This is a genomic window from Cellulomonas sp. P4_D11 (genome assembly GCF_056401915.1).
The window spans coordinates 64,101-85,129 of record NZ_JBFUIK010000004.1 but is presented as its reverse complement, the minus strand read 5'-3'; the positions used below and the strand labels follow the sequence as shown (position 1 = coordinate 85,129).

At 74.3% G+C, this 21,029-nt stretch carries 16 protein-coding genes; 8 read left to right on the top strand and 8 right to left on the bottom strand.

What is annotated here, in order from left to right; genetic code table 11:
* The first annotated feature begins 66 nt into the window (after positions 1–66).
* The 4 genes from AC1DT4_RS03950 (at position 67) to AC1DT4_RS03935 (ending at position 5,196) form a co-directional block, all read left to right on the top strand.
* Positions 67–789, top strand: a complete 723-nt coding sequence (locus AC1DT4_RS03950; protein WP_477088464.1) for a helix-turn-helix domain-containing protein — start codon at positions 67–69, stop codon at positions 787–789.
* 104 nt (positions 790–893) lie between these two features.
* On the top strand, positions 894–1,655 hold the full coding sequence (locus AC1DT4_RS03945; RefSeq protein ID WP_477088463.1) for a DinB family protein: 762 nt from the start codon (positions 894–896) through the stop codon (positions 1,653–1,655).
* 284 nt (positions 1,656–1,939) lie between these two features.
* Positions 1,940–3,505, top strand: coding sequence for a M15 family metallopeptidase (locus AC1DT4_RS03940; protein ID WP_477088462.1), 1,566 nt, complete (start codon positions 1,940–1,942; stop codon positions 3,503–3,505).
* A gap of 206 nt (positions 3,506–3,711) precedes the next feature.
* Positions 3,712–5,196 (top strand): MATE family efflux transporter, encoded by a 1,485-nt coding sequence (locus AC1DT4_RS03935; RefSeq protein ID WP_477088461.1) that lies wholly within the window; start codon positions 3,712–3,714, stop codon positions 5,194–5,196.
* Positions 5,197–5,202: 6 nt separating this feature from the next.
* Here the strand turns inward: AC1DT4_RS03935 and AC1DT4_RS03930 are convergent, their stop codons facing one another.
* The 3 genes from AC1DT4_RS03930 to AC1DT4_RS03920 are packed head-to-tail and all read right to left on the bottom strand — an operon-like array spanning position 5,203 to position 7,066.
* Entirely contained in the window at positions 5,203–5,895 is a 693-nt protein-coding gene (locus AC1DT4_RS03930) for an RraA family protein (RefSeq protein ID WP_477088460.1), read from the bottom strand.
* 2 nt (positions 5,896–5,897) lie between these two features.
* Positions 5,898–6,272 (bottom strand): hypothetical protein, encoded by a 375-nt coding sequence (locus AC1DT4_RS03925; protein WP_477088459.1) that lies wholly within the window; start codon positions 6,270–6,272, stop codon positions 5,898–5,900.
* A 23-nt stretch (positions 6,273–6,295) separates the two neighbouring features.
* On the bottom strand, positions 6,296–7,066 hold the full coding sequence (locus AC1DT4_RS03920; RefSeq protein ID WP_477088458.1) for a class I SAM-dependent methyltransferase: 771 nt from the start codon (positions 7,064–7,066) through the stop codon (positions 6,296–6,298).
* A 78-nt stretch (positions 7,067–7,144) separates the two neighbouring features.
* Here AC1DT4_RS03920 and AC1DT4_RS03915 point away from each other — a divergent pair, with 78 nt between their 5' ends.
* The 3 genes from AC1DT4_RS03915 (at position 7,145) to AC1DT4_RS03905 (ending at position 11,465) form a co-directional block, all read left to right on the top strand.
* Positions 7,145–9,709, top strand: a complete 2,565-nt coding sequence (locus tag AC1DT4_RS03915) for a cellulase family glycosylhydrolase (RefSeq protein WP_477088457.1) — start codon at positions 7,145–7,147, stop codon at positions 9,707–9,709.
* Positions 9,710–9,753: 44 nt separating this feature from the next.
* The gene (locus AC1DT4_RS03910; RefSeq protein WP_477088456.1) at positions 9,754–10,425 is read left to right on the top strand and encodes a TetR/AcrR family transcriptional regulator; all 672 of its coding nucleotides are present in this window, start codon (positions 9,754–9,756) and stop codon (positions 10,423–10,425) included.
* A gap of 68 nt (positions 10,426–10,493) precedes the next feature.
* Complete coding sequence (locus tag AC1DT4_RS03905) at positions 10,494–11,465, top strand: NAD(P)-dependent alcohol dehydrogenase (protein ID WP_477088455.1); 972 nt, start codon at positions 10,494–10,496, stop codon at positions 11,463–11,465.
* Here the strand turns inward: AC1DT4_RS03905 and AC1DT4_RS03900 are convergent.
* Both AC1DT4_RS03900 and AC1DT4_RS03895 read right to left on the bottom strand, forming a co-directional pair.
* Positions 11,462–13,099, bottom strand: coding sequence for an LCP family glycopolymer transferase (locus tag AC1DT4_RS03900; RefSeq protein ID WP_477088454.1), 1,638 nt, complete (start codon positions 13,097–13,099; stop codon positions 11,462–11,464). The two genes, AC1DT4_RS03905 and AC1DT4_RS03900, sit on opposite strands and share 4 nt — an antisense overlap.
* An 80-nt stretch (positions 13,100–13,179) precedes the next feature.
* Complete coding sequence (locus tag AC1DT4_RS03895) at positions 13,180–13,563, bottom strand: hypothetical protein (protein ID WP_477088453.1); 384 nt, start codon at positions 13,561–13,563, stop codon at positions 13,180–13,182.
* Between the two features lie 146 nt (positions 13,564–13,709).
* On the opposite strand from AC1DT4_RS03895, the gene AC1DT4_RS03890 reads away from it, so the two are divergent.
* The gene (locus tag AC1DT4_RS03890; RefSeq protein ID WP_477088452.1) at positions 13,710–15,626 is read left to right on the top strand and encodes an alpha-amylase family protein; all 1,917 of its coding nucleotides are present in this window, start codon (positions 13,710–13,712) and stop codon (positions 15,624–15,626) included.
* 7 nt (positions 15,627–15,633) lie between these two features.
* On the opposite strand, the gene AC1DT4_RS03885 is transcribed toward AC1DT4_RS03890, so the two are convergent.
* The 3 genes from AC1DT4_RS03885 to AC1DT4_RS03875 are packed head-to-tail and all read right to left on the bottom strand — an operon-like array spanning position 15,634 to position 20,995.
* On the bottom strand, positions 15,634–18,744 hold the full coding sequence (locus AC1DT4_RS03885; RefSeq protein WP_477088451.1) for a hypothetical protein: 3,111 nt from the start codon (positions 18,742–18,744) through the stop codon (positions 15,634–15,636).
* A gap of 28 nt (positions 18,745–18,772) precedes the next feature.
* Positions 18,773–20,650 carry a trypsin-like peptidase domain-containing protein gene (locus tag AC1DT4_RS03880; RefSeq protein WP_477088450.1) on the bottom strand — a complete coding sequence of 626 codons (1,878 nt, stop codon included), beginning with the start codon at positions 20,648–20,650 and terminating at the stop codon, positions 18,773–18,775.
* 3 nt (positions 20,651–20,653) lie between these two features.
* On the bottom strand, positions 20,654–20,995 hold the full coding sequence (locus AC1DT4_RS03875; RefSeq protein ID WP_477088449.1) for a CU044_2847 family protein: 342 nt from the start codon (positions 20,993–20,995) through the stop codon (positions 20,654–20,656).
* Between the last annotated feature and the right edge of the window lie 34 nt (positions 20,996–21,029).

The following is a 21,029-nucleotide window of genomic DNA, read 5'->3' as shown; positions in this document are numbered from 1 at the left end:
ACGCGTTGCAATGGCTATGAAATGAACGCTATGCTGAGCACCTCGTCGAGGACAGCGGAGGTTGCGATGCCGGGAGGCAGGCTCACCCAGCAGGAACGCCAGCAGATCGCGCTGGGCCTGGCCGACGACCTCGCCTACGCGGAGATCGCCAGGCGTCTGGACCGCCCCACGTCGACGATCACGCGCGAGGTGATGCGCAACGGCGGCCCGACCGCGTACCGCTCCGACCTCGCCCACCGCGCCGCCGAGCGCAACGCCCACCGGCGCCGGCCGGCGACGACCCGCGGACCGCAGTCGCCCCCGCAGGCCGACGGCCGCGACGCGGAGGCCGTCCGGGAGTACGAGGAGACGTTCACGACGCTGCTCATGCGGTCCGGCCTGCCCAGGATCGCCGCCGGGGTCCTCACCTGCCTCTACACCACAGACGCCGGCAGCCTCACCGCGTCCGAGCTGGTCGCGCGCCTCCAGGTCAGCCCCGCCTCGATCTCCAAGGCGATCGCGTTCCTCGAGAGCCAGGGTCTCGTCCTGCGGGAGCGCGACGAACGTCGTCGTGAGCGCTACGTCGCCGACGCCGGCGTCTGGTACCAGTCGATGATCGCCAGCGCCCGGTCGAACGCCGAGCTGGCCGAGACCGCGCGGCAGGGCGTCAGCGTCCTCGGGCCCCACACCCCGGCCGCCGTCCGCCTCGAGAACGTCGCGCGGTTCATGGACTTCGTCGGCGAGAGCATCTCCCGCGCCGCCGAGCAGGCCCGCGAGATCCTCTACGCCAAGCCCGACGATCGCGGGTAGGCCGGGCGCGTTCGTGGGCGTGGAGGGCGGGCACCTGCGTGGACAGCGACCCGTGACGCCCCGACACTGGACTCGCGATCCCGACGGTGCGACGAGGAGAAGCGATGGCCACCTCCACCGAGTCCGACCAGCCCGAGGCGGAGCGGTTCGTCGGCCGGAACCTGCGCGGCGCGAGGTTCGTCGGCAGCGACCTGTCCGGCGTGGTGATGCGGGGGGTCGACGCGGCTGGCGCCGACATCGACGCGCCGTGGCTCCTGGACGGCGAGAGCGCGTTCTACGTGAATGGCGTCGACGTGGTCCCGTTCGTCGAGGCCGAGCTGAACCGCCGCTTCCCCGGCCGGGACCAGAAGCGCGCCGACAGCCCTGCGGGGTTGCGGGCGGCGTGGGCGGTCCTCGAGCGCACGTGGGCGGGCACGCTCGACCGGGTCGCGACGATGCCGGCGGCGACCGTCGACGAGTCGGTGGACGGCGAGTGGTCGTTCGCGCAGACGCTGCGGCACCTGGTGCTCGCCACCGACGTGTGGCTGGGGCGGGGGATCCTCGAACTCGAGCAGCCGTTCCATCCCCTCGGGCAGATGGACGCCGGCTCGGCGGGGGAGGACGGCATCGACATGTCGATCTTCCGGACGGACACACCGTCGTACGGCGAGGTGCTCGAGGTCCGAGCGGGCCGGGTCGCGATGGTGCGCGACTTCCTCGACGCCGCGACGCCCGAGCTGCTGGCCGAGGCACGGAAGAACCCGCACGCCCCGCAGTACCCCGAGACCGTGCTCTCGTGCCTCCATGTGATCCTCGAGGAGGAGTGGGAGCACTACCGGTACGCCGTGCGCGACCTCGACCTGATCGATGCTCGGGCGAGCGGCTGAGCCGCTGACCTGCAGGAAGGGACCGACCCGGCCGTGAGCGGCCGGTCGGCCCGATATGTGCCGTTCGTCCCTTCGGCGCCTGAGGCTCACCCGGTGTTCGCGCGCGTGGGCAAGAGTCTCCGAGAACTTCGCCTCCCTGGGGCCCGGTTTCGCCCACCGCACCGGTCGACGCGCGGGCGCAGCCGGTGAGAAGGTCGACTGTCGAGGCAGTGCGGAGGGCATCAGTGCTCGGATCACGTAAGAGCAGAGGCCGTCACCGCGCGCGCTCGAATCCGGGTCGTCGGGTGCCGCAGTCCGTCCTGCTCGTGTCGACGACGGCGATCCTGACGGCCGGACTTGCCGTCGTGCCGTTCGTCGCCTCGTACTCCGCGGACGTCGCCCAGGTCGGTGCGGTGGCGCAGCCGCAGGTCGCGCACCTCCCCGTGGCGACCGAGCCGGTCGGTCAGGTGAAGCGGACGGCACTGCTCCGGCTCGACGACCGCATCACGGCCGTGGAGACCGCGACCGTCACGCTCGTCGGCGGCCCGCTGGTGGCGGTGCCGCCCGTGCCGGTCGTGCAGCCCGGTTCGCTGCGGCTCCCCGACGGCGTCGAGGTCGTGGTTCACCAGAAGCCGGCGACCACCCCGCAGCTGACGGTCGAGCAGCTGCCGCCACGGGTGCTGGGTGCGCGCCAGGAGGTGGCCGGCGGCGACGTCGAGGCCGCCTCGCGCGCGGTCCAGGACGTGGAGACGGACGTGCTCCTGGTCGCGCTCGACCTGGCGGACCAGTCGGCGCAGAACGCCGCGCTGGCCCGCATGCTCGTGGCCGCCGACCCGAACGTCGCGGCGCTCGATGCCGCCGTCGTCGGCGCCCACGCCGCGGCCGACACCCGGGACGTCGTCGCCGCGGCCGCGGCCGCCGTCCAGGCTCGGGACGCCGCCGCCGGCATCACCCTCGCGGCCCAGCAGGCCGCCGTGTCCGCCGACGAGGCCACCAAGGCCGCGATCGCCAAGGCCGAGCAGCAGGCTCGGTCCATCGACGGCTACGCCAACGGGAACATCCCTCTCGAGGTGCTCTGCGCGGTCGAGTTCGCCCCCCAGCACCACCTGCGGTGCGACGCCGCCGACGCCCTCGCGCGCATGAACGTGGCGTACCGCGAGGCGTTCGGCCACGACATGGTCCTCTCGGACTCGTACCGCTCTTTCGCGGAGCAGGTCACCACCAAGGCGGCCAAGGGTGGCCTCGCGGCCGTCCCCGGCACGTCCAACCACGGCTGGGGCCTGGCCATCGACCTCGGCGACGGCGCCGACAGCTACCGGTCGCCGCAGTACGCGTGGCTGAAGGCCAACGCCGCGCTCTTCGGCTGGCACCACCCGACCTACATGGACGAGGGCGGTCGGGGACCGAACGAGCCGTGGCACTGGGAGTTCGGCACGACGGACGACCGCGGTGCGGGGACCTCGACCCCGATCCTGGTGAACGGGCAGCCGAACGCCGCAACCCCGGTCGTCCCGGTGGCGCCCACGGCCGAGGAGCCCGCCCCGACGGCGACGCCGACCGAGACCCCAGCCCCGACCACGGAACCCGAGCCGACCCCGACCCCGACGCCGACCGAGTCGCCGACGCCCAGCGAGACGCCGACGCCGGCGCCGACGCCGACGCCGACGCCCAGCGAGACGCCGACGCCGACGCCCAGCGAGACCCCCACGCCGAGCGAGTCGCCGACGCCGGACCCGAGCGAGACCCCCGCGCCGAGCGAGTCGCCGACGCCGACGGAGACGCCCACCGACCCGCCCGCGGCGACGACGCTCGCGACGGAGGAGCCCGCCGCGATCGTCTCCGCCGACCCGACGGAGACACCGGCTCCCTGACGCCCGGCGACCGCGGCGCAGGCGTGGGCAGCGCCGGGACGCCCGCGATGTCCGGGTCCTCCTGATCCCTGGGCGAAACCCGCTGTGACCTGCATCAAATCGTTTCGTTCGGACGGTGTCGTATCGATACGATCGCAGCACGACGCGACCCGCACCACGGACCTCCGCGGCGTTCCCACCCGCCCTTCCAGTCCCAAGGTCTCGCTGTGCCCAAGGTCCTCACCGCCGGTCGCCCCTGGCGCGTCATCCTCCTGTTCGCCGTCCCGCTGCTCGTCGGCAACGTCGTCCAGCAGCTCTACCAAGCGGCCGACGCCGTCGTCGTCGGCCGGGTGCTCGGCGTCGACTCGCTCGCCGCGGTGGGCGCCACCGGCAGCCTGCTGTTCCTGCTGCTCGGGTTCGCGTGGGGCATGACCAACGGCTTCGCGATCCCGACGGCGCACGCGTTCGGTGCCGGCGACCACGCGGCCGTGCGACGGTCGGTCGTGGCCGGGACGATGCTGTCGGCGGCGACCAGCGCGCTGCTCACCGTGGCCGCGCCGCTGCTGGCCGGCCCGGCGCTGCGACTGCTGCAGACGCCCGAGGAGCTGCTCCCCGAGGCGACGACGTTCGCGGTCATCAGCTTCCTGGGCGCCAGCACGATGATGTTCTTCAACTACCTGTCCGCGATCATCCGCGCGATCGGCGACTCGCGGACGCCGCTGATCTTCCTGACGATCAGCTGCGTCCTCAACATCGTTCTGGTGGTCACCGCGGTGGCCGGCCTCGGCATGGGCGTCGCCGGCGCGGCGGTGTCGACCGTCATCTCGCAGGGGGTGTCGGTCGCGCTCTGCCTCGCGTTCGTGCGGCGGCGGGTCCCGGTGCTGCACGTGCCGCCCGTGGCCTGGCGCGTCGACACCGCGGAGCTGCGTCGGCACCTGCGGCTCGGGCTGCCGATGGGGTTCCAGGCATCGATCATCGCCATCGGCGCGCTCGCCGTGCAGGTGCGGCTCAACGAGCTCGGGCCCGACGCCGTCGCGGCCTACACGACGGCCGTCCGGGTCGACGGGCTCGCCGTCGCGCTGCTCGCGTCGCTGGGCCTGGCGGTCTCGATGTTCGTCGCGCAGAACCTGGGCGGCGGCCGGCCCGACCGGATCCGGCGCGGCGTCGTGCAGGGCATGGGGATGTCGGTCGTCGGCTCGCTGGTCCTCGGCGTCGTGCTCGTCACCGGCGGCTCCGCGATCATCGGCGTCTTCGTCGGCGAGGGCGAGCAGCGGGTGGTCGACATGGCCGCGCACTACCTGCTGGTCAACGGCGTGCTGTACGGCGTGCTCGGGGTGCTGTTCGTGCTGCGCGGCGGCCTGCAGGGCCTCGGGCAGACCGTGGTGCCCACCCTGACGGGCGTGGTCGAGCTCGTCTGCCGCGTGGGTGCCGCCGGCGTGCTCGGCGCGGCCTACGGCTACAGCGGGGTCGTGTGGGGCAACCCGCTCGCCTGGATCGGGGCGGTCGTCCTGCTGGTGCCGGCCTACGTGGTCGCGCAGCGGCGGCTCGCGCTCCAGCCGGTGACCGGCGCGCAGGTCGAGGTCCTCGACGGTCCCGCCGAGGGGTCCGCGGTGGTGGACGCCGTGGTGCCGCGGCGCCGGATCACGGCGCTGCGACGCCGCGGAGTTCCGGCCAGGACCAAGCGCCGACGCGTCCGGGTCCCGTCGGCCTGAGGGAGCTCACTCCTCGATCGCCGCGTCCAGCGACCGCAGGTGCTGACGGAACGTGATCCCGTCGCGGTCGCGGGCGACGAGGTAGTCGGCGAACCGGGTCTGCTCGCGCAGCGACGTGCCCAGCTGCATGCGCGCGGCCTGGTGGCGCTCGGTGTCCCGGATCCGGGCGGCGACGCCCGCGACCTCGTCGACCCGCGACGACGGCACGAACACCACGCCGTCGTCGTCGCCGAGCACGACGTCGTCGCCGGTGACCGTGTGCGGGCCGCACGCGCCCCGGTCCAGGGCATCGGCGGGCTGGTGGTCGAGGCGCTCGGGGCCGTCGGGGTAGGCGCCGAGGCTGAACACCGGCAGGGCGATGGAGCGCAGCTGCGCGGTGTCGCGGTGCAGCCCCCAGATGACGATCCCCGCCAGGCCGGCGCGCGCCACCTCGAGCGCGACCAGGTCGCCCACGCAGGCCTCGTCGGTGCGGCCGCCGTTGTCGACCACCAGGACGTCGCCGGGCGACGCGTGCTCGAGGGCCTCGAGGAAGACGTCGACGCTCCCGACGTGCTGCGCGGGCCGGGCGCGACCGACCACGTGGATGCCGGCCCAGAGCGGGCGCACCGCCGGCGGGGCGCACCGCACGGGGATCCCCAGGCGCAGGCACGCGTCGGCGACGTGGGCAGTGGTGAGGTCCGCGAAGGTCGTCGTCAGCACCGTCAGCCGCCGATCGTCTGGGCGTCGCCCTCGAACGGGCGCAGCGCGTCCGGGGCCGGGAACGGGAGGACGTAGGACGGGGTCCCTGCCCCCACGTCGCCGAAGTCGTCGACCTTCACGACGACGCGGTCGGGCGTTACCTCCACGATGCGCACGCGCTCGCGGGTGCCGTCGGGGCGGTCGAGCTGGAAGAGGTCGGCGATCCAGTGCAGGCCGCGCTCGTCGAGCGCCTCCTCGGCCTCGAGCCAGTCGACCGCTTCCGTCGCCGGGCGGCCGAGCGCGTCGAGGGCGACGTAGCCGTCGCCCTCCGGTCGGATCCACCCGAGCAGCTCGCGGTCGCCCTGGCGGCGGTGCTCGATCCAGTCCTCGTGCGGCATCGGCCGATCGTAGCGAGCGGGGGTCAGGGGCGGCGCGTGGCCACCCACAGCTCCTCGGCGGGCCATCGTCGCGCCCAGTCCGCGGACACGATCTCGTAGAACGGGTGGTCCCCACCGTCGGGCGGCGCGTAGATCTCGTGCATCGCCTCCACCACGAACCCGGCCTGGCGCAGCACCCGGATCCACGTGCCGTGCGAGGGATGGAACTCGACCCCGCCACCGGGCCACTGCACCTTGTGGGCCTCGCGCTGACCGCGGAGCAGCTGCTCCTCGGCGACGCCCTCGTCGGCCGGCACGCAGAGCGCGGACAGGTGGCTGTTGGTGAGGAAGACGAGCCGACCTCCCGGTCGCAGGAGGCGGGCCGCCTCGGGCAACCACCGCTCAGGGTCGCACCACGCCGCGGCGCCGTGCTCGCTGACCACCAGGTCGGCGCAGGCGTCGGCGAGCGGGACCCGCTCCGCGTCCCCGTGCACCAGCGGGAAGACCGGACCGAGCGCGCGCTGCAGCCGCCGGGCCGTGGCCAGCTGCTCGAACGAGAGGTCCACGGCGACGGTCCGAGCGCCCGCCCGGGTGAGCCACGCCGAGAAGTACGCGGTGCCGGCCGCCAGCTCGACGACATCCAGGCCGCGCACGTCGCGCAGGACGCCGAGCTCGCTCTCCGGGATGGCGAAGAGCCCCCACACCGCCTCCGGCCGGACCCACATCGCCTCCGCGGCGGCGTCGGTGAAGCGCTCGTTCATGACCGACCACAGCGCGCGGTTCAGCGCCGTCTCGGAGGCTCGCGCGTCGGGCACGTCCCGACACTAGGCGTTGGGCCGTTGGGGGGAACGGCGGACGGCGGACAGATCGGCGGTTTACAGTTCGCGATCACCATGGCTACCCAGACGACGACGTCTCCGTCCCGCCCCGCCTTCCGCGCGTCCGCGGCGGCCGCGGCGGTCGTGCTCGTGCTCGTCGTGGCGCTCGCGCTGCTGGACCCGTCGGGCGGCCTGCTCGCCCCGGTCGGGGGCCACGGGCTCCCACTGCTGGGCACCGGTGGCGTGTACCGCTGGGCGCCGCTGGTGGTCGGGCTCCCGGTCCTCCTGGTGGCCACGGCCGCGCCCGTGTACGCGTTCGCGCGGCCAGCTCGGTCCGCTGTCTTCGTGCCGGCGTGGCTCGCGACCGTCGGCGCCACGGCGCTGGCCGCCGCCGCGGCCGGGCTCGCCGCCGCGCTGCCGATGGTCGGCCCGCACCTCTCGTTCTGGTCCGCCCTGCAGTTCTCCGTCACCACCAGCGGCTTCGCGGGCGTCAAGGGGCTCGTCGTCGGGCCGCTCGTCGCGGCGGCCGCGTCGATCGCGTTCCGCGTCGGCCGGCGGGCGTCGGCCGACGACGACACGGCGCCGGTTCCAGCGCGCAGCGCGACCGGCCCCGCCGTGGCGACCGTGCTCGTCGTGGTGGCGCTCGCCGCCGTGGGGTTCGCGGCGTCGGTGTGGCGCGGCGGACCCGTCGGCTTCGCGTTCTCCGGGCCGCTCCTCGCACCGTCGTCCGGCGCCGGCGCGCTGGGCACCCTGGCGGGGATCGCGGTGTTCGTCGGTGCGTTCGCGCTCGCTGTGCGGACCGCCCACCGACGCCTCACCGACCGGACCGGCGCGGGGTCGTTCGTCGCGGCCGTCTGGCTGGCCGCGCTCGTCGCCGGGCTGGGCCTGGGTGTCATCGACGCGGTCGTCGCGGGCCTCTCGGGCGTGCCGACGCTGGCCGGCGCCGGCGCGGACAGCTGGTGGATCGCCACGACCCTGATCAGCCTCGCCACCGGGATCGGCTACGGCGTCGCCGTCGGCCTGGTCGCGGCGGTGGTCACCGCGGTCGGGTGGCGGTTGCGCTCGCACGTGCCACACGCGCCGCACCCGCGGTCCCGGCTGGTCGCCGGCGGCGCGGTGGCGCTCGTGCTCGTCGCCGTCCCGCTCCTGGTGGGTGCGCCGGCCTCGGCCGGCCCGCCGGCCACGGCACCCGTCGCGCCGACCGGCGGGATGGAGCGCCTGACCGTGCTGCCCGCGCCGACGTCGGGCGGGCTGCCGGTCATCGGGGACGTCACCGGCCGCCAGGTGATCCTGCGCGGCGTCAACGTCAACCAGCTCATCGACTACTACCTGCGCGACCCCGCAACACCGGCCACCGGCGAGCTCACCGACGACGACTTCGCCGCGATCGCCGCGATGGGCTTCAACGTCGTCCGGCTCGGGATGTCGTGGTCGCGGCTCGAGCCCGCCCGCGGCGAGCTCGACGAGGGGTACCTCGACCAGGTGCGGGACGCGGTGGCGTCGGCGAAGTCCCACGGCCTCTACACCGTGCTCGACATGCACCAGGACGCCTGGGGCAACGCCCTGGCCCAGCCCGACCAGCAGTGCGGCGGCGGCACGTCGGCCACGACCGGGTGGGACGGCGCGCCCGCGTGGGCGACGATCACCGACGGGACGCTGCACTGCCAGTTCATGGCCCGCGACCTCGCGCCGGCGGTCGCGACCGCCTTCGGCAACTTCTACACCGACCGCGACGGGATCCAGACCGAGCTCGTCCGCACGTGGGCGTGGGTGGCGAGCGCGTTCGCCGACGAACCCGCCGTGGCCGGCTACGACCTGCTCAACGAGCCGGGCATCGGCGCCACCCCGCCGATCAGCTCCGGCCTGCTGCTCGGGCGCTACTACAACGCCGCGATCACCGCGATCCGCGCCGCCGAGGACGAGGCCGGCGGCTACCACCACCTCGCGTTCTTCGAGCCGAGCGTCCTGTGGTCCGGGCTCGCGTTCGACGTGACGCCGCCGCCGGGGTTCACCGACGACCGCCAGCTCGTCTTCTCGCCGCACCCGTACAGCGAGTCGATCACCATGGACCAGAGCCTCGGGCTGACCATCGCCTCGATCGAGCGCAACCTCGCCGTGTCGGCCCGCGCCGCCGCGGCCTACGGAGCGGCACTGTGGGCGGGCGAGTGGGGCTGGTTCGGCGACCCGACGGTCGACGGGGCGAAGGTCGAACGCTTCGGGGCGGCGCAGGACCGGCTCGGCCTCGGCGGCGCGTTCTGGGTGTGGCGGCAGGGGTGCGGCTCGCCCGAGACCGGGGACGACGCGACGTCGTCGGGGAACCTCGTCTCGGTCGACTGCGAGACCGGCGAGCTCACGCCGCCGCCGGCCGGCTTCGCGGACCCGCTGATGCGGGCTTACCCGCGGGCGTTCCCCGGGCGGCTCGACTCGCTGTCGTCGAGCGTGAGCGGACGCGACCTGAAGGTCGTCGCCACCGTCGACGACGCGGACGTGAACTGCGAGGTCGACGTCTGGGTCCCGGGCGACGCCGAGCCCCAGCTGGACACCACCGGGGTGGCGGACGCCGACGCCGTGCGTGTGCCCGGGGGGTGGCAGGTCACCGGCTGCGCGACCGGCACCTACACGATCGCGGTCACGTCGTAGGCCCGACCACCTCGTACGATCCGGGGAGGGAAGGGGTGGTGTGGGTGACGGCCGAACCGGTGCAGCCGCGGCTGCCGCTCAGCCGTGCGCGCGTGCTGCGCACCGCCGTCGCGATCGCCGACGAGCACGGCATCGAGGCCGTCACCATGCGGCGGGTCGCCGACGAGCTGGGCGCCGAGGCCATGTCGCTGTACCACCACGTCGCCAGCAAGGACGCCCTGCTCGACGGTGCGGTGGACCTGGTCGCCGAGGAGATCAACGACGTCGTCGACCGGTTGCCAAGCGGGCCGGACTGGAAGGCCGCCGTGCGCGCCCGGATCCTGTCCGCGCGCGAGGTGCTGCTCCGGCACCGGTGGGTGACGCGGCTGCTGACCACCCAGACGGCCGTGAGCCCGAACGTCGTGCGGTACCACGACCGGCTGGTCGGGCTGCTGCGCGAGGGCGGGTTCTCCTACGACCTCGCGCACCACGCGCTGCACGCCCTGGGCAGCCGGGCGCTCGGGTTCTCCCAGGAGCTCTTCGACCCCGGCGACGGGGCCTCCGCCGGCGCGCTACCCCCGGAGCTCGCGGCCGCCCTGCCGAACCTGGTGGGGATGCTGTCCGAGATCGCGCACGACGACCCCGGCTCGACGCTGGGCTGGTGTGACGACCAGACCGAGTTCGAGTTCGGGCTCGACCTCCTGCTCGACGGCCTCGACCGGAAGCTGTCCTCGTAGACCCTTGACCAAACTTACGTCGTAAGTCACGCTGGTCGCACACAGCCTTACGGCGTAAGGGAGGCCTGATGAAGGCGATCGTGCAGAGCCGGTACGGCTCACCCGACGTGCTGTCGCTCGATGACGTCGACGAGCCGGAACCGACCGCGGACCAGGTCAAGGTGCGCGTGCGCGCGGCGTCGCTGAACGCCCGCGACTGGCACCTCATGCGCGGCGACCCGTACGTCGCGCGGCTCTCGAGCGACTTCGGCCGACGAGGGCCGAAGGAGCCGATCCGCGGATCGGACTTCGCCGGCACGGTCGAGGCGGTCGGTCCGGACGTCACCGCCCTGCGGCCCGGCGACGAGGTCTACGGGGAGTGCGACGGCGCGCTCGCGGAGTACGTGTGCGCGCCTGAGCGGCTGGTGGCCCGCAAGCCGGCCAACCTGACGTTCGAGCAGGCCGCGGCCACGCCGCTCGCGGGGACGACCGCCCTGCAGGGCCTGACGGACCGGGTCCTGCCCGGCCAGAGCGTGCTGGTCAACGGCGCGTCCGGAGGAGTGGGCACGTTCGCCGTGCAGCTCGCGAGGGCGTTCGGCGCCGAGGTGACGGCCGTCTGCAGCACCCGGAACGTCGAGCTGCTGCGGTCGCTCGGGGCCGACGTGGTCGACTACACGCGCGACGACGCGTTCCGGGCCGGGCGTCGGCACGACGTCGTGCTCGACCTCGTCGGCAACCGCTCCCTGCGGGACCTGCGTCGGGCACTCACGCCGACCGGGACCCTGATCCTGTCCGGCGGCGGGGTCTCCCGCGGCGGGTCGGTCCTCGGCCCGATCGGCCTGCTGGTGCGTGGGCTCCTGGCCAGGCCGTTCGTCAGCCAGCGGATCGTGGCGCTCCAGGTGGTGCCCGGCGCCGAGCACCTCGACGCCCTGCGGGAGCTGGCCGAGGCCGGGACGCTCGTGCCCGTGATCGACCGGACGTACCCGCTGCCGGCAGCGGCCGACGCCCTGCGGTACCTCGAGAGCGAGCACGCGCGCGCGAAGGTGGTGATCGCGGTCTAGCCGCTCGGGACCTTCGCGTCGAGATGCTCGCTCAAGGTGTCCTCGCGCAGCGCGTCCATGAGGGTGCCGAAGGGCTCGGTGTCGGGCACGAGGGCGGGCGGCACGCTGGTCGCCGAGAGCGTCGTCGGCACCGGCACGACCTCCACCGCGGACGGCCCGAGGTTGCGGACGCTGGTGAGCAGACCCACCATCTCGGCGCGGTCGAAGCCCTCGTCCACGGCGACCGACCCCGACACGACGCTGAGCAGCCGCAGCCACGTGACCGGGTTGCGGCGCACCTCGCTGTCGCCCAGCCGGTCCAGGATCGCGCGCAGCCAGGTGGCCGAGCGCTGCGAGCGCGCGAGGTCGTCGCCGCCGCCGCCCCGCACCCAGGCCAGCGCGAGCGCGCCGCTGAGGTGACGCTCGCCGGCCTTGGCCTCGACGCGGCCGTTCACCACCAGGTCGTTCTCGAGCTTCAGGTCCACCCCGCCGAGCGTCTCCGTCACGCGGGCGAACGTCTCGGAGTCGGTGAGGGCGACGTGGTCGAGGCGGACGTCGGTGAGCTGCTCGACGGTCTGCACCGCGAGCGGCGGGCCGCCCGCGGCGAAGGCCGTGCGCAGGGTGCCGGGCCCCTCGCCGGGCACCTCGACCCCGAGGTCCGGGGGCATGGCGACGACCTGGGCGCTGGACCGGTCCGCGGAGACGTGCACGAGCATCACGACGTCCGTCTGCGCGGCGGCGGCCGCCCAGCTTCCCGTCTTCTCCGTCTTCAGGTCGTCCGTCGACCCGAGCACGAGGATGGTCACCGGGTGCCCGTACGACGGAGGCTTCGGGACGAACGACGGGGGTCGAGTCGGCAGGTCCGCGAACGGGTCGGCGAAGCGCTGGACGCGGCTGTCGAGCAGGCCGGCGACCAGCAGCACCCCCGCGGAGGCGGCGAGGACGAAGGCGAGCAGCGCCGCGACCCCGATGATGGCGATTTTGCGGCTGCGGCGGGGGTGGCGCACCGGCGCCGGGTGGTGGCGGACGGGCGCGGGTGGGTCGGCCGGGCCGGGGATCGGCTTGACCGTCCGGACGATGTCGTCGACGGCCGCTTCCACCTGGTCGAACGAGCGCTGGTACGCGCCCCTGCCCTGCCCGGCGGGGTCCGAGACGTCGTCGTCGGTCGCGACCGCCGGCGCCGTGGGCCCGCGGTGCTTCGGCGCCGCCTTGACCAGGGCCGAGAGCCTCGTCGCCACGTCGCCCTCGGGCAGGGCGTCCGGGCCGATGGCCTCGGCCACCCGCGCGAGCTCGCGCAGCGTGAACGTCTTCCCGACGGCGGACGGCACCTGGCGGACGACGGCCGACCGCTCCTGCCGCGTGGCCGTGAGGATGAGGTCGGCGGACTGCAGCGCCTCGGAGTCGAGCAGCCGGGCCTCGTGCCTGGCATCGCCGGCGCCCGCCCCGGCGAGCAGCTCGTCCAGCGGGCTCGGCACCGGCTCGCCGAGCGCGGCGTGCGTCCCCGCGCTGGTGACCGCGATGCCACCGTCCTGCCCGAGCCGGGCGCGCAGCAGCCTCTCGGCGGCGGGCGAGCGGGCGACGTTGGTGGTGCCGACCACCAGGACGTCGAACACGCGCACCGCGGCCGTCGACGGGGCTGCCGCGGACGGGCTCATCCGGCCAGTGTGGGGGCAGTCGGGCTTGCGCGCTATGGCAGCGTTCGGGTGGAAATGTCCGGATGACTCGATCGGGTGGTTCAGGGTGCGGACCCGCAGGTCCACTTCCCGACGAGGCTGGGGGTGTTCAGCAGGTTCTCGGCCGCGGCGCTGAGGGTGGACCCGTCCGGGCACACCTCGACCGGGTCGTCCGTCGTGGCCGTCTCCACCCAGTCCTCGTCGAGGCCGGCGGAGATCGTGAGCTGGGCTATGGGGTCGAGCTGGTTCGCGTCCTGCGGGGCGGGCGCGGGCGGGCTGTCGACCACGTCGACGGACACGCAGAGCACGAGCGTGTCCGCCGCGCCCGCGCCGCACCGGGGCTCGTGATGGCCGACGGCGCGCAGTGCCAGGAGCAGGGCGCACCCGACGACCGTCGCGGCGATCGTCCACCGCGCGCGGGCCCGCGACCGTGGATCGTGCGACATGCGCCACCCTCCTCGCTGCGTCGTGGACTGAGCGGACCGTATCGATGCGGAGGGCGCCGGGGGCAGTGTCGTCACCCGCTCGGTGCAAGCAGCACCTAGGGTTTCGAGCAGGCGCAGCGTCGCGCCGGGTCCCTGAGGGGGAGGGCATGGCGATACCGACGGACGTGCTCGCGGCCGCCGCGTCGGCGCTGCAGGACGTCGATCCCGCCCGCCGCGACCTGTTCGAGCTGCGGCTCGAGCGCTGGTGGCCGGACCTGCGCGACGGGATCGAGGCCGCGTACCCGGGGGCGCCTGGGCTCCTCGCGGACCTCGTCGCGAGCGCCGCCCGCACCTACGCCGAGCGCGACCCGGAGCTGCACCGGCTCGACCAGCAGCGGACGCTGGCGCCGGACTGGTTCCAGGACCCGCGCATGCTCGGCTACGCCGCGTACACCGACAGGTTCGCCGGTGACCTCGCGGGGGTGCGCGGGTCGGTCGACTACCTGCGCGAGCTCGGGGTGACGTACCTGCACCTCATGCCGCTGCTGCGCCCGCGCGAGGGCGACAACGACGGCGGCTACGCGGTGGCCGACTACCGGACGGTGCGCGACGACCTCGGCACCATGGACGACCTGCGGGCGCTCGCCACGGACCTGCGCCACCAGGGCATCAGCCTCGTGCTCGACCTCGTGCTCAACCACGTCGCGCGCGAGCACGAGTGGGCGGCCCGGGCGCGCGCGGGCGAGGAGCGGTACCGCGACTACTTCCACGTCTACCCCACCCGCACGCTGCCCGACGCGTACGAGCGGACGCTGTTCGAGGTGTTCCCCGACTTCGCGCCGGGCAGCTTCACCTGGGACGACGACCTGCAGGGCTGGGTGTGGACCACGTTCCACTCGTGGCAGTGGGACCTGGACTGGTCCAACCCGCACGTCTTCGCGGAGCTCATGGACGTGGTCCTGTTCCTGGCCAACCAGGGCGTGGAGGTGTTCCGGCTCGACGCGATCGCGTTCCTGTGGAAGCGGATGGGCACGTCGTGCCAGAACGAGCCCGAGGTGCACGCGATCACGCAGGCCCTGCGCGCCGTCGCCCGGATCGCGTGCCCCGCGGTGGTGTTCAAGGCCGAGGCGATCGTCGGGCCGGCGGACCTCGTGCACTACCTGGGCACCGGCCAGCACCACGGCAAGGTCAGCGACCTGGCGTACCACAACGGGCTGATGGTGCACGTCTGGTCGATGCTCGCCGCGAAGGACGCGACGCTGGCCAGCCAGGCCCTGCGCGCCCTCCCGCCGATCCCGTCGACCACCGCGTGGGTCACGTACGTGCGGTGCCACGACGACATCGGCTGGGCGATCGCCGACGAGGACGCGGCCGCGGTCGGGCTGGACGGCTACCGGCACCGGCACTTCCTCTCGGACTGGTACGCGGGCGAGTTCCCGGGGTCCGACGCCCGCGGCCTGGTGTTCCAGCACAACGCCGCGACCGGCGACCGGCGGATCAGCGGGACGGCGGCCAGCCTGGTCGGGCTGGAGGCGGCGCGGGCGGCCGACGACCCGGCGTGGGTCGACGCCGCGGTCGCGCGGCTGCTGCTCGCGCACGCCGTGGTCCTCGGCTGGGGCGGCGTCCCCGTGGTGTGGTCGGGCGACGAGCTGGGGCTGGCCAACGACCCGGCGTGGGCCGACGAGCCCGGGCACGGCGGCGACAACCGGTGGGCGCACCGGCCGCGGCTCGACCCGGCGGCGGTCGTGCGGCGGAACGCGGACGGAACGGTCGAGCGGCGGGTGTTCGAGGGGCTGCGGCACCTCGCGCGGGTCCGGGCGTCGCTGCCGCACCTGCACGCGTCGGTGACGAGCGAGGTGCTCGGTCCCGACGACCCCGGCGTCCTCACGGTCGTGCGCCGGCACCCGCTCGGACCGCTGCTCGCGGCCTACAACGTGACCGGCGACTGGCGGCCGGTGCCTGGGTGGCGGCTGCGCGAGGTCGGGCTGGCGTCGCCCGTCGACGCGCTCACGGGCGTGCCGGCCGGGCCGGGGGACGACGACAACCTCTGGCTCGCGCCGTGGCGGGCGGTCTGGCTGACCTGAGACCCTCTCAGTCTCCGGCCGCCCGGCGCTGGACCACTTGGCCGAGCAGCGTCGCGACCAGCTCGGTGGGGGACAGCGTCAGCAGAGCGATCGCCGGGTCGTCGGCGACGGACTTCCACCCGGCCGGCACGCGATCGTCGGGCTCCAGGGCGTGGCCGACGGGGAGGGCGTGGTCCGGAAGGTACCGGCGGTCCGCCGGGACGGTGCCCTGGCTCAGCACGATGTCGTCCGCGGCGAGGACTAGGTACCCGTCGGGCTCCAGCTCGGGGGCGGCCACCACCCGCACGGTCGGGATCGGCACGGGCGACGTGACTCGCAGCGTGGGGAGCGCGACGAGGAATATCTCGTGCTGCGACACCGGGTCGGTGAGGCCTGCGAACCACGAGGCAGGCAGGAACACCCGCAGCGTGTCCGCGCCGGCGCCGGTGTCCGTCGGTGTGCCGAGCCACCCCAGGACCGTGCTCGCGGCTAACGCGTAGGCCGGATCGTCGGCGAGGGCTCCGAGCACCTGGAGGACCTCGGGCGGCACCTCGCCAGATGCCTCGCGGAGCAGGTCGTCCGTCGTCCACGGGGCTTCGTCGAGCAGCCGACGCAGCGCCGCGGCCGCCTGGTCCTCGTCGCCGCGCACCGCGGTCTCGACGGCCTCGCGCGCGAGGCTGCTCAGCACTGCCTGCTGCGAGAGCTGGTCGGCGTATGCCCGCAGCGACGTCACCTCGGCCGCAAGATCGTCCCAGCGTCCCGGTCCGTCCAGCACTGCGGCCAGCTCGACCGGTCCGCCGTGGGCGACGGCGAGCAGCGCGGCACATAGGTCGGCCGTCAACTCTGCGTTGGCCGCGCCATCCTGGCGCAGCCGCGTGAGGTCGACGTCGGCGTCGACGGCCTCGAACTCCGCGAGGCGACGCCGCGCCACCTCGTCGATCCGGGCGACCTCGTCCGGCAGGGTGCCCAGCATCGACTCGATGAGCGGGCGTTCCAGCCGGGCCCAGTCCGTGACTGCCAGCGGGTTCGTCGCGGACTCGAGCAGCAGGGTCCACGCGTCGACCGCCTCCGCCGTGCGCCCGCCGAGCAGCAGCGCCCGCGCGATGGCGTTCTGGCCGTCCCCGCCGTCCTGACCTTCGGCGGCCCGTAGGCGCTCGCCCGCGCTCAGGAGCGCCGGGACGTCCTGAGCGACGAACGCCGCGAGGGCCTGCGCGGCCAGGCCGGACATCTCGCGCTGCTGATTGTCGAGCTGGCCGAGCCACCCTCGCACCACCGCGAGCGCGTCGTCCTGGCGCTCGAGCGTGAGCAGGGCGAGCACGTGCGACGCCCACGCCCACGCCCAGGTCGGGTCGACTTCGGCCAGGGACTCGAACTCGCGTACTGCCTCCGCGGGCCTGCCGCTGCGCACGTACGCGAAGCCTCGGGCGCACGCCTCCCAAGTGTCGTCGATCCCGTCGAGCACCGTAACGACCTCGTCGAAGCGGCCCATGTTGGCCAACGTCCGGGCGATGCCGGAGTGGGCGAGGTCGCCGGTGATGCTGCCCGTGCGGGCGAAGCACTCGTAGGCCAGGTGCTCGAGGTCGAGCTCGTCGGCGGCGTCTCCGAGGGCCGCCCAGCGGCTCGCAGCGTCGGGCAGGAACGCGACCGCACGGGCCGATGCGAGCAGCGCCTCGTGCATGAGGGCGGACTTGGGCTGGTCCTCGGCCCGAGCCAGCTGCTTGTCCAGGACCGCGATGACGAGGTAGCACCACGACTCGCTCCCGGCCAGGTCCAGGTGTTCGCCTACGGACCGCGCGAGCCGGATCGCCTCGTCGAGCTCGGCGGCGACCTCCCGGTACGGCAGGCTCTGCGACGTCACGGCCACGATGTCCGCCAGCGAGAGCGCCGCGAGCGCGTGCAGCCGGTCCGAGGCGCCGTCCACCCGCATCGCCCGCCGGTAGCAGTCCGCCGCGAGCCGGAACTGCCCGGCCCCTGATCGCGCGTCGCCGGCCTGCGTGAGGGCCTCGACCTGCGCGTCCGGCTCGACCTCGATGCTCGCGAGGATCTCGGCGGCCGACGCGCGCAGTGTGCCGTCCGCCCTGCTCGGGTCGGCGGCGACCTGCTCGATGCCGTGCCGGCACGTCTGTGTGTCGCCCTCGGCGGCGGCGCGCTCGGCCACGGCGTGCCACAGCTCCGGGGCCGGGTCCAGCAGCACGCCGAGCTCCGCGTCCACGTCGGCCAGGGACTCGAGCGCGACGACGGCCGCCCGGGCGGCGCCGAGCGCGCCGTCGAGGTCGCGGCGGCCGCGGGTGCCCGTCTGCTCCGGCTCCTCGGTCAGCCCTCGCCGCCGCAGGAGGATCGAGGTCTGCGCGACGTCCGGCTGCGTGGCGTCCAGCCGACGGGCCGCGGCGCACAGCCCGTCGGCCCCGGCGTCGTCGCCCCGGGCCGCGGCCGCCTGGGCGCGCAGCGCGAGCCGCTGGGCCTCGGTCCGGTCGTCGTCGACGTCGTCCGGCGCGCCTGAGAGGGCGAGCTCCGCCTCGGAGTGCATGCCCGCGCGCAACGCCAGCCGCGCCCATAGCGCCCGCAGGTCGCTCCGCACGGCGGGGTCGGGGACTGTCGTCCCGTCGACGGTCAGCCCGGCGACCGCCGGGGCGAAGACCGAGCGGGCGATGGCGAGGCTCATCTGGTGACCGACGTCTTCGGGTGCCCCGGTCACGGAGAGCGCCGCGCGCAGAGCCGCGATCCGGTCCTGCAGGACCACCGACCCAGTCAGCGGAACCTCGTCAACGAGCCGCAGCAGGGCGTTCGTCTGCATCCGGCTCGCAGCCGTGAGGGCAAAGTCCAGCCACTCGGCGCGCCCGGCGGCCGGGTCGCGGTCGAGTACCTCGCGCAGGTGCTCGCGCGTGGCCGGCCACCCGAGCTCCGTCAGCTCGACGACCCGCGCGAGGTGCTGGACGCGCTGCGTGACCGTGCGGAGCATCGTGAGCCCGCGACCGACAGCCTGGACCCGCTCGTGCAGGGCGGTCCCCATCTCCTCGACGGTCGCGCGGTCGACGGTACGGCCAGCGCTGAGCGCGTCGAGCGCCGCCTGCAGGTCGCCCTCGACGGCGAACGTGGCACCCGCCTCGCGGAGAGCGCGCGCGAGGAGGTCCGTCGGCATCCCGGCTTCCTCGCTCGGCGGCGCGTGGTCACTCACGGTCGACCGGTCCTGCCGGACGTCCGGGCGTTGCGAGGCGAACCTCGTCGACCGGAACCAGTAGCCGGACCTCCTCGATCCCGCGCGTCAGCACGCAGAACCAGCCGAAGCCCGAACTGTCCTCGATGGGCTTGTTCACGGAGAGCTCGCGACGGGCCGCCTGAACCGCTGCTTCGACGGACCGCCCGGCGCGCAGCTCGTCGTAGAACGCGTCGTTGAACTCCTGTGCCTGCCGGGGGTGCACGGGGAACCGCGTCACGACCACCGAGTCCAGCTCGTCCGGGATCGCCGCCGCGAGCGCCTTGAGCGTGAGCGGCTGCTCCCGGGAGTCGACCGACGGCAGCAGGAGCTGTAGGACCGCCACCGTGGCACCGGCGCCGACCGCCGTGGCGAGGATCGATTCCAGGGGGTACCAGCTGGCGCCCACCAGCTGCGCCTGGACCGTGGCACGCTCGTTGGCGAGCGCGACCTGGACAGTCTCCCGGCCGTCGCGGGTGGAGGTCCGCCCGACCGCCATGAGGTGGAAGACCCGGAAGGGGGTCGGCCCGTCGGCGAAGGTCGGGCGGATGTCTCCGAGCCGGGGGTTGACCAGTTCCGCCGAGCGGACACGCCCGCCCTGGTCGCCCTCGATCGAGGCCGTCAGGCCGTACGCGACGTCGGCGGCCGCCGGGTACTCGTACCTCTCGTCGCCGTAGACCACGGGGTAGTCCCACTTGCCCGGGAGGGCGACCACCGCCGCCACGTGCAGGACGTCGTCGGTGGCCGGCGCGGGTGGCCGGCGGTCGGGGAGCGTACGGACGAGGAGGTACTGCTCATCGGTGGATAGGAACCGGTCCTGGGTGCTGGGCACGGCGCACAGCTCCCAGGGGATGTCCGCGAGCGTGCTGCCCGGGGCGATGGTGAGCCGCACGATCACCTGGTCGGAGGCATGCCGCCGCTCGAGCTCGTCGGTGAAGGCCGGCGGGAACAGCGCGCCAGCCAAGAGCCTTCCCAGGACGAGCACCTCGTCGTCGTCGCGGGTGCGCTGGCGCTGCGCCCACCGGAAGAGGGCGTCGCCGATGTCGCTGCCCAGGTTGGGGCCCACCTGGTCCTTGACCCGCCCGATCGGCGCGGGGTCCACCCCGATGCGCCACACCGCCTTGTCGTCCTCGTCCTCCTGGACCACCACCTCAATCTGGCTCGTGGGGTCCCACGCGTAGCCCAGCTGCGCCCACGCCTCGGACCCGAGCGCGTCGCGCCAACGGCGGGAGGCAGCCGGCGGCTCGCGCAGGAGGGCGGCCAGCTCGGGGATCTGCGCCGCCGCCCGCGAGACCGGTACCGCGCCCCCGCCCAGCGCGTCGGCCGCGTCCTTCGACGTGCGGGCGAGTGCGACCACGGCGCCGGTCTCCTGGCTGAACACCGGGCCGCCGCTGTTGCCGAATGTCACGATGACGCCAGGGTCGATCTGCAGGAGCTGGACGGCGCCCGTCACCGCGTCCTGCCGCGTGTGGCCGCCCGCGTCCCGGACCTCGATGCCGGGTTCATGCCCGTCCTCGCGCGGGTAGCCCACCACGGAGAACGGCCCGTCCACCAGCTCCCCGCCCAGCGCGGCGCACGGCTGGCTGGCAACGACCTGCGCCGCTGGAATCCGCAGGAGCGCGACGTCGAGGTCGGGTAGGACTGACACGACGTCCACCGCCGGGACCAGCGCGCCCGTGAACGGCTGGATGTCCAGCCGGGTCCCGCCGCGCACCACGTGCTCGCACGTGAGGACCAGGTCGTCGTCGACGAAGACCGCGGAGCCCTTGGGCTTGCCGTCCACCACGACGAGCGCGGTGGACGCCTTGAGTAGGGCCTTGAGCTTGTCGACCGTGGCCTCCGGGAGTGTCACCGGTCAGCCCTTGGCCCCGGTCTCCCGTGACCCGTCCCACTCGAGGGTCACGGTGATGCTGCCCTCGCCCTTGCCCTTGCCGATCATCGCGACCAGCCCGCTCGACTCGATGGCGACGCCGAACGACAGCTCGACGGTGGCCTTGGTGGGGGACGCGCGCTTCAGCGCCTCGAGCACCTCACGGCTGAGCCGTTCGATCGGTGCGGTGAGGGCACCCAGTCGGGCAACGACGTCCTCGTCGGCGACCAGTGTCGGCCCGACCTGCTCCGCGGCCACGGCGAGAAACACGGGGTTGCCCTCGTCATCGGTGCCGAGATCGACCGTGACAATCCGCTCGCCCGCCATGCACAACCCCCTCGGTGCGCCACCGGTCCCGCTT

Bases quoted from the DNA above. Each gene is read 5' to 3' on its own strand.
- AC1DT4_RS03885 (WP_477088451.1), bottom strand. From the start codon at position 18,744: ATGCCGACGGACCTCCTCGCGCGCGCTCTCCGCGAGGCGGGTGCCACG.
- AC1DT4_RS03915 (WP_477088457.1), top strand. From the start codon at position 7,145: ATGGCTACCCAGACGACGACGTCTCCGTCCCGCCCCGCCTTCCGCGCG.
- AC1DT4_RS03925 (WP_477088459.1), bottom strand. From the start codon at position 6,272: ATGCCGCACGAGGACTGGATCGAGCACCGCCGCCAGGGCGACCGCGAG.
- AC1DT4_RS03900 (WP_477088454.1), bottom strand. From the start codon at position 13,099: ATGAGCCCGTCCGCGGCAGCCCCGTCGACGGCCGCGGTGCGCGTGTTC.
- AC1DT4_RS03890 (WP_477088452.1), top strand. From the start codon at position 13,710: ATGGCGATACCGACGGACGTGCTCGCGGCCGCCGCGTCGGCGCTGCAG.
- AC1DT4_RS03905 (WP_477088455.1), top strand. From the start codon at position 10,494: ATGAAGGCGATCGTGCAGAGCCGGTACGGCTCACCCGACGTGCTGTCG.
- AC1DT4_RS03945 (WP_477088463.1), top strand. From the start codon at position 894: ATGGCCACCTCCACCGAGTCCGACCAGCCCGAGGCGGAGCGGTTCGTC.
- AC1DT4_RS03950 (WP_477088464.1), top strand. From the start codon at position 67: ATGCCGGGAGGCAGGCTCACCCAGCAGGAACGCCAGCAGATCGCGCTG.
- AC1DT4_RS03895 (WP_477088453.1), bottom strand. From the start codon at position 13,563: ATGTCGCACGATCCACGGTCGCGGGCCCGCGCGCGGTGGACGATCGCC.
- AC1DT4_RS03875 (WP_477088449.1), bottom strand. From the start codon at position 20,995: ATGGCGGGCGAGCGGATTGTCACGGTCGATCTCGGCACCGATGACGAG.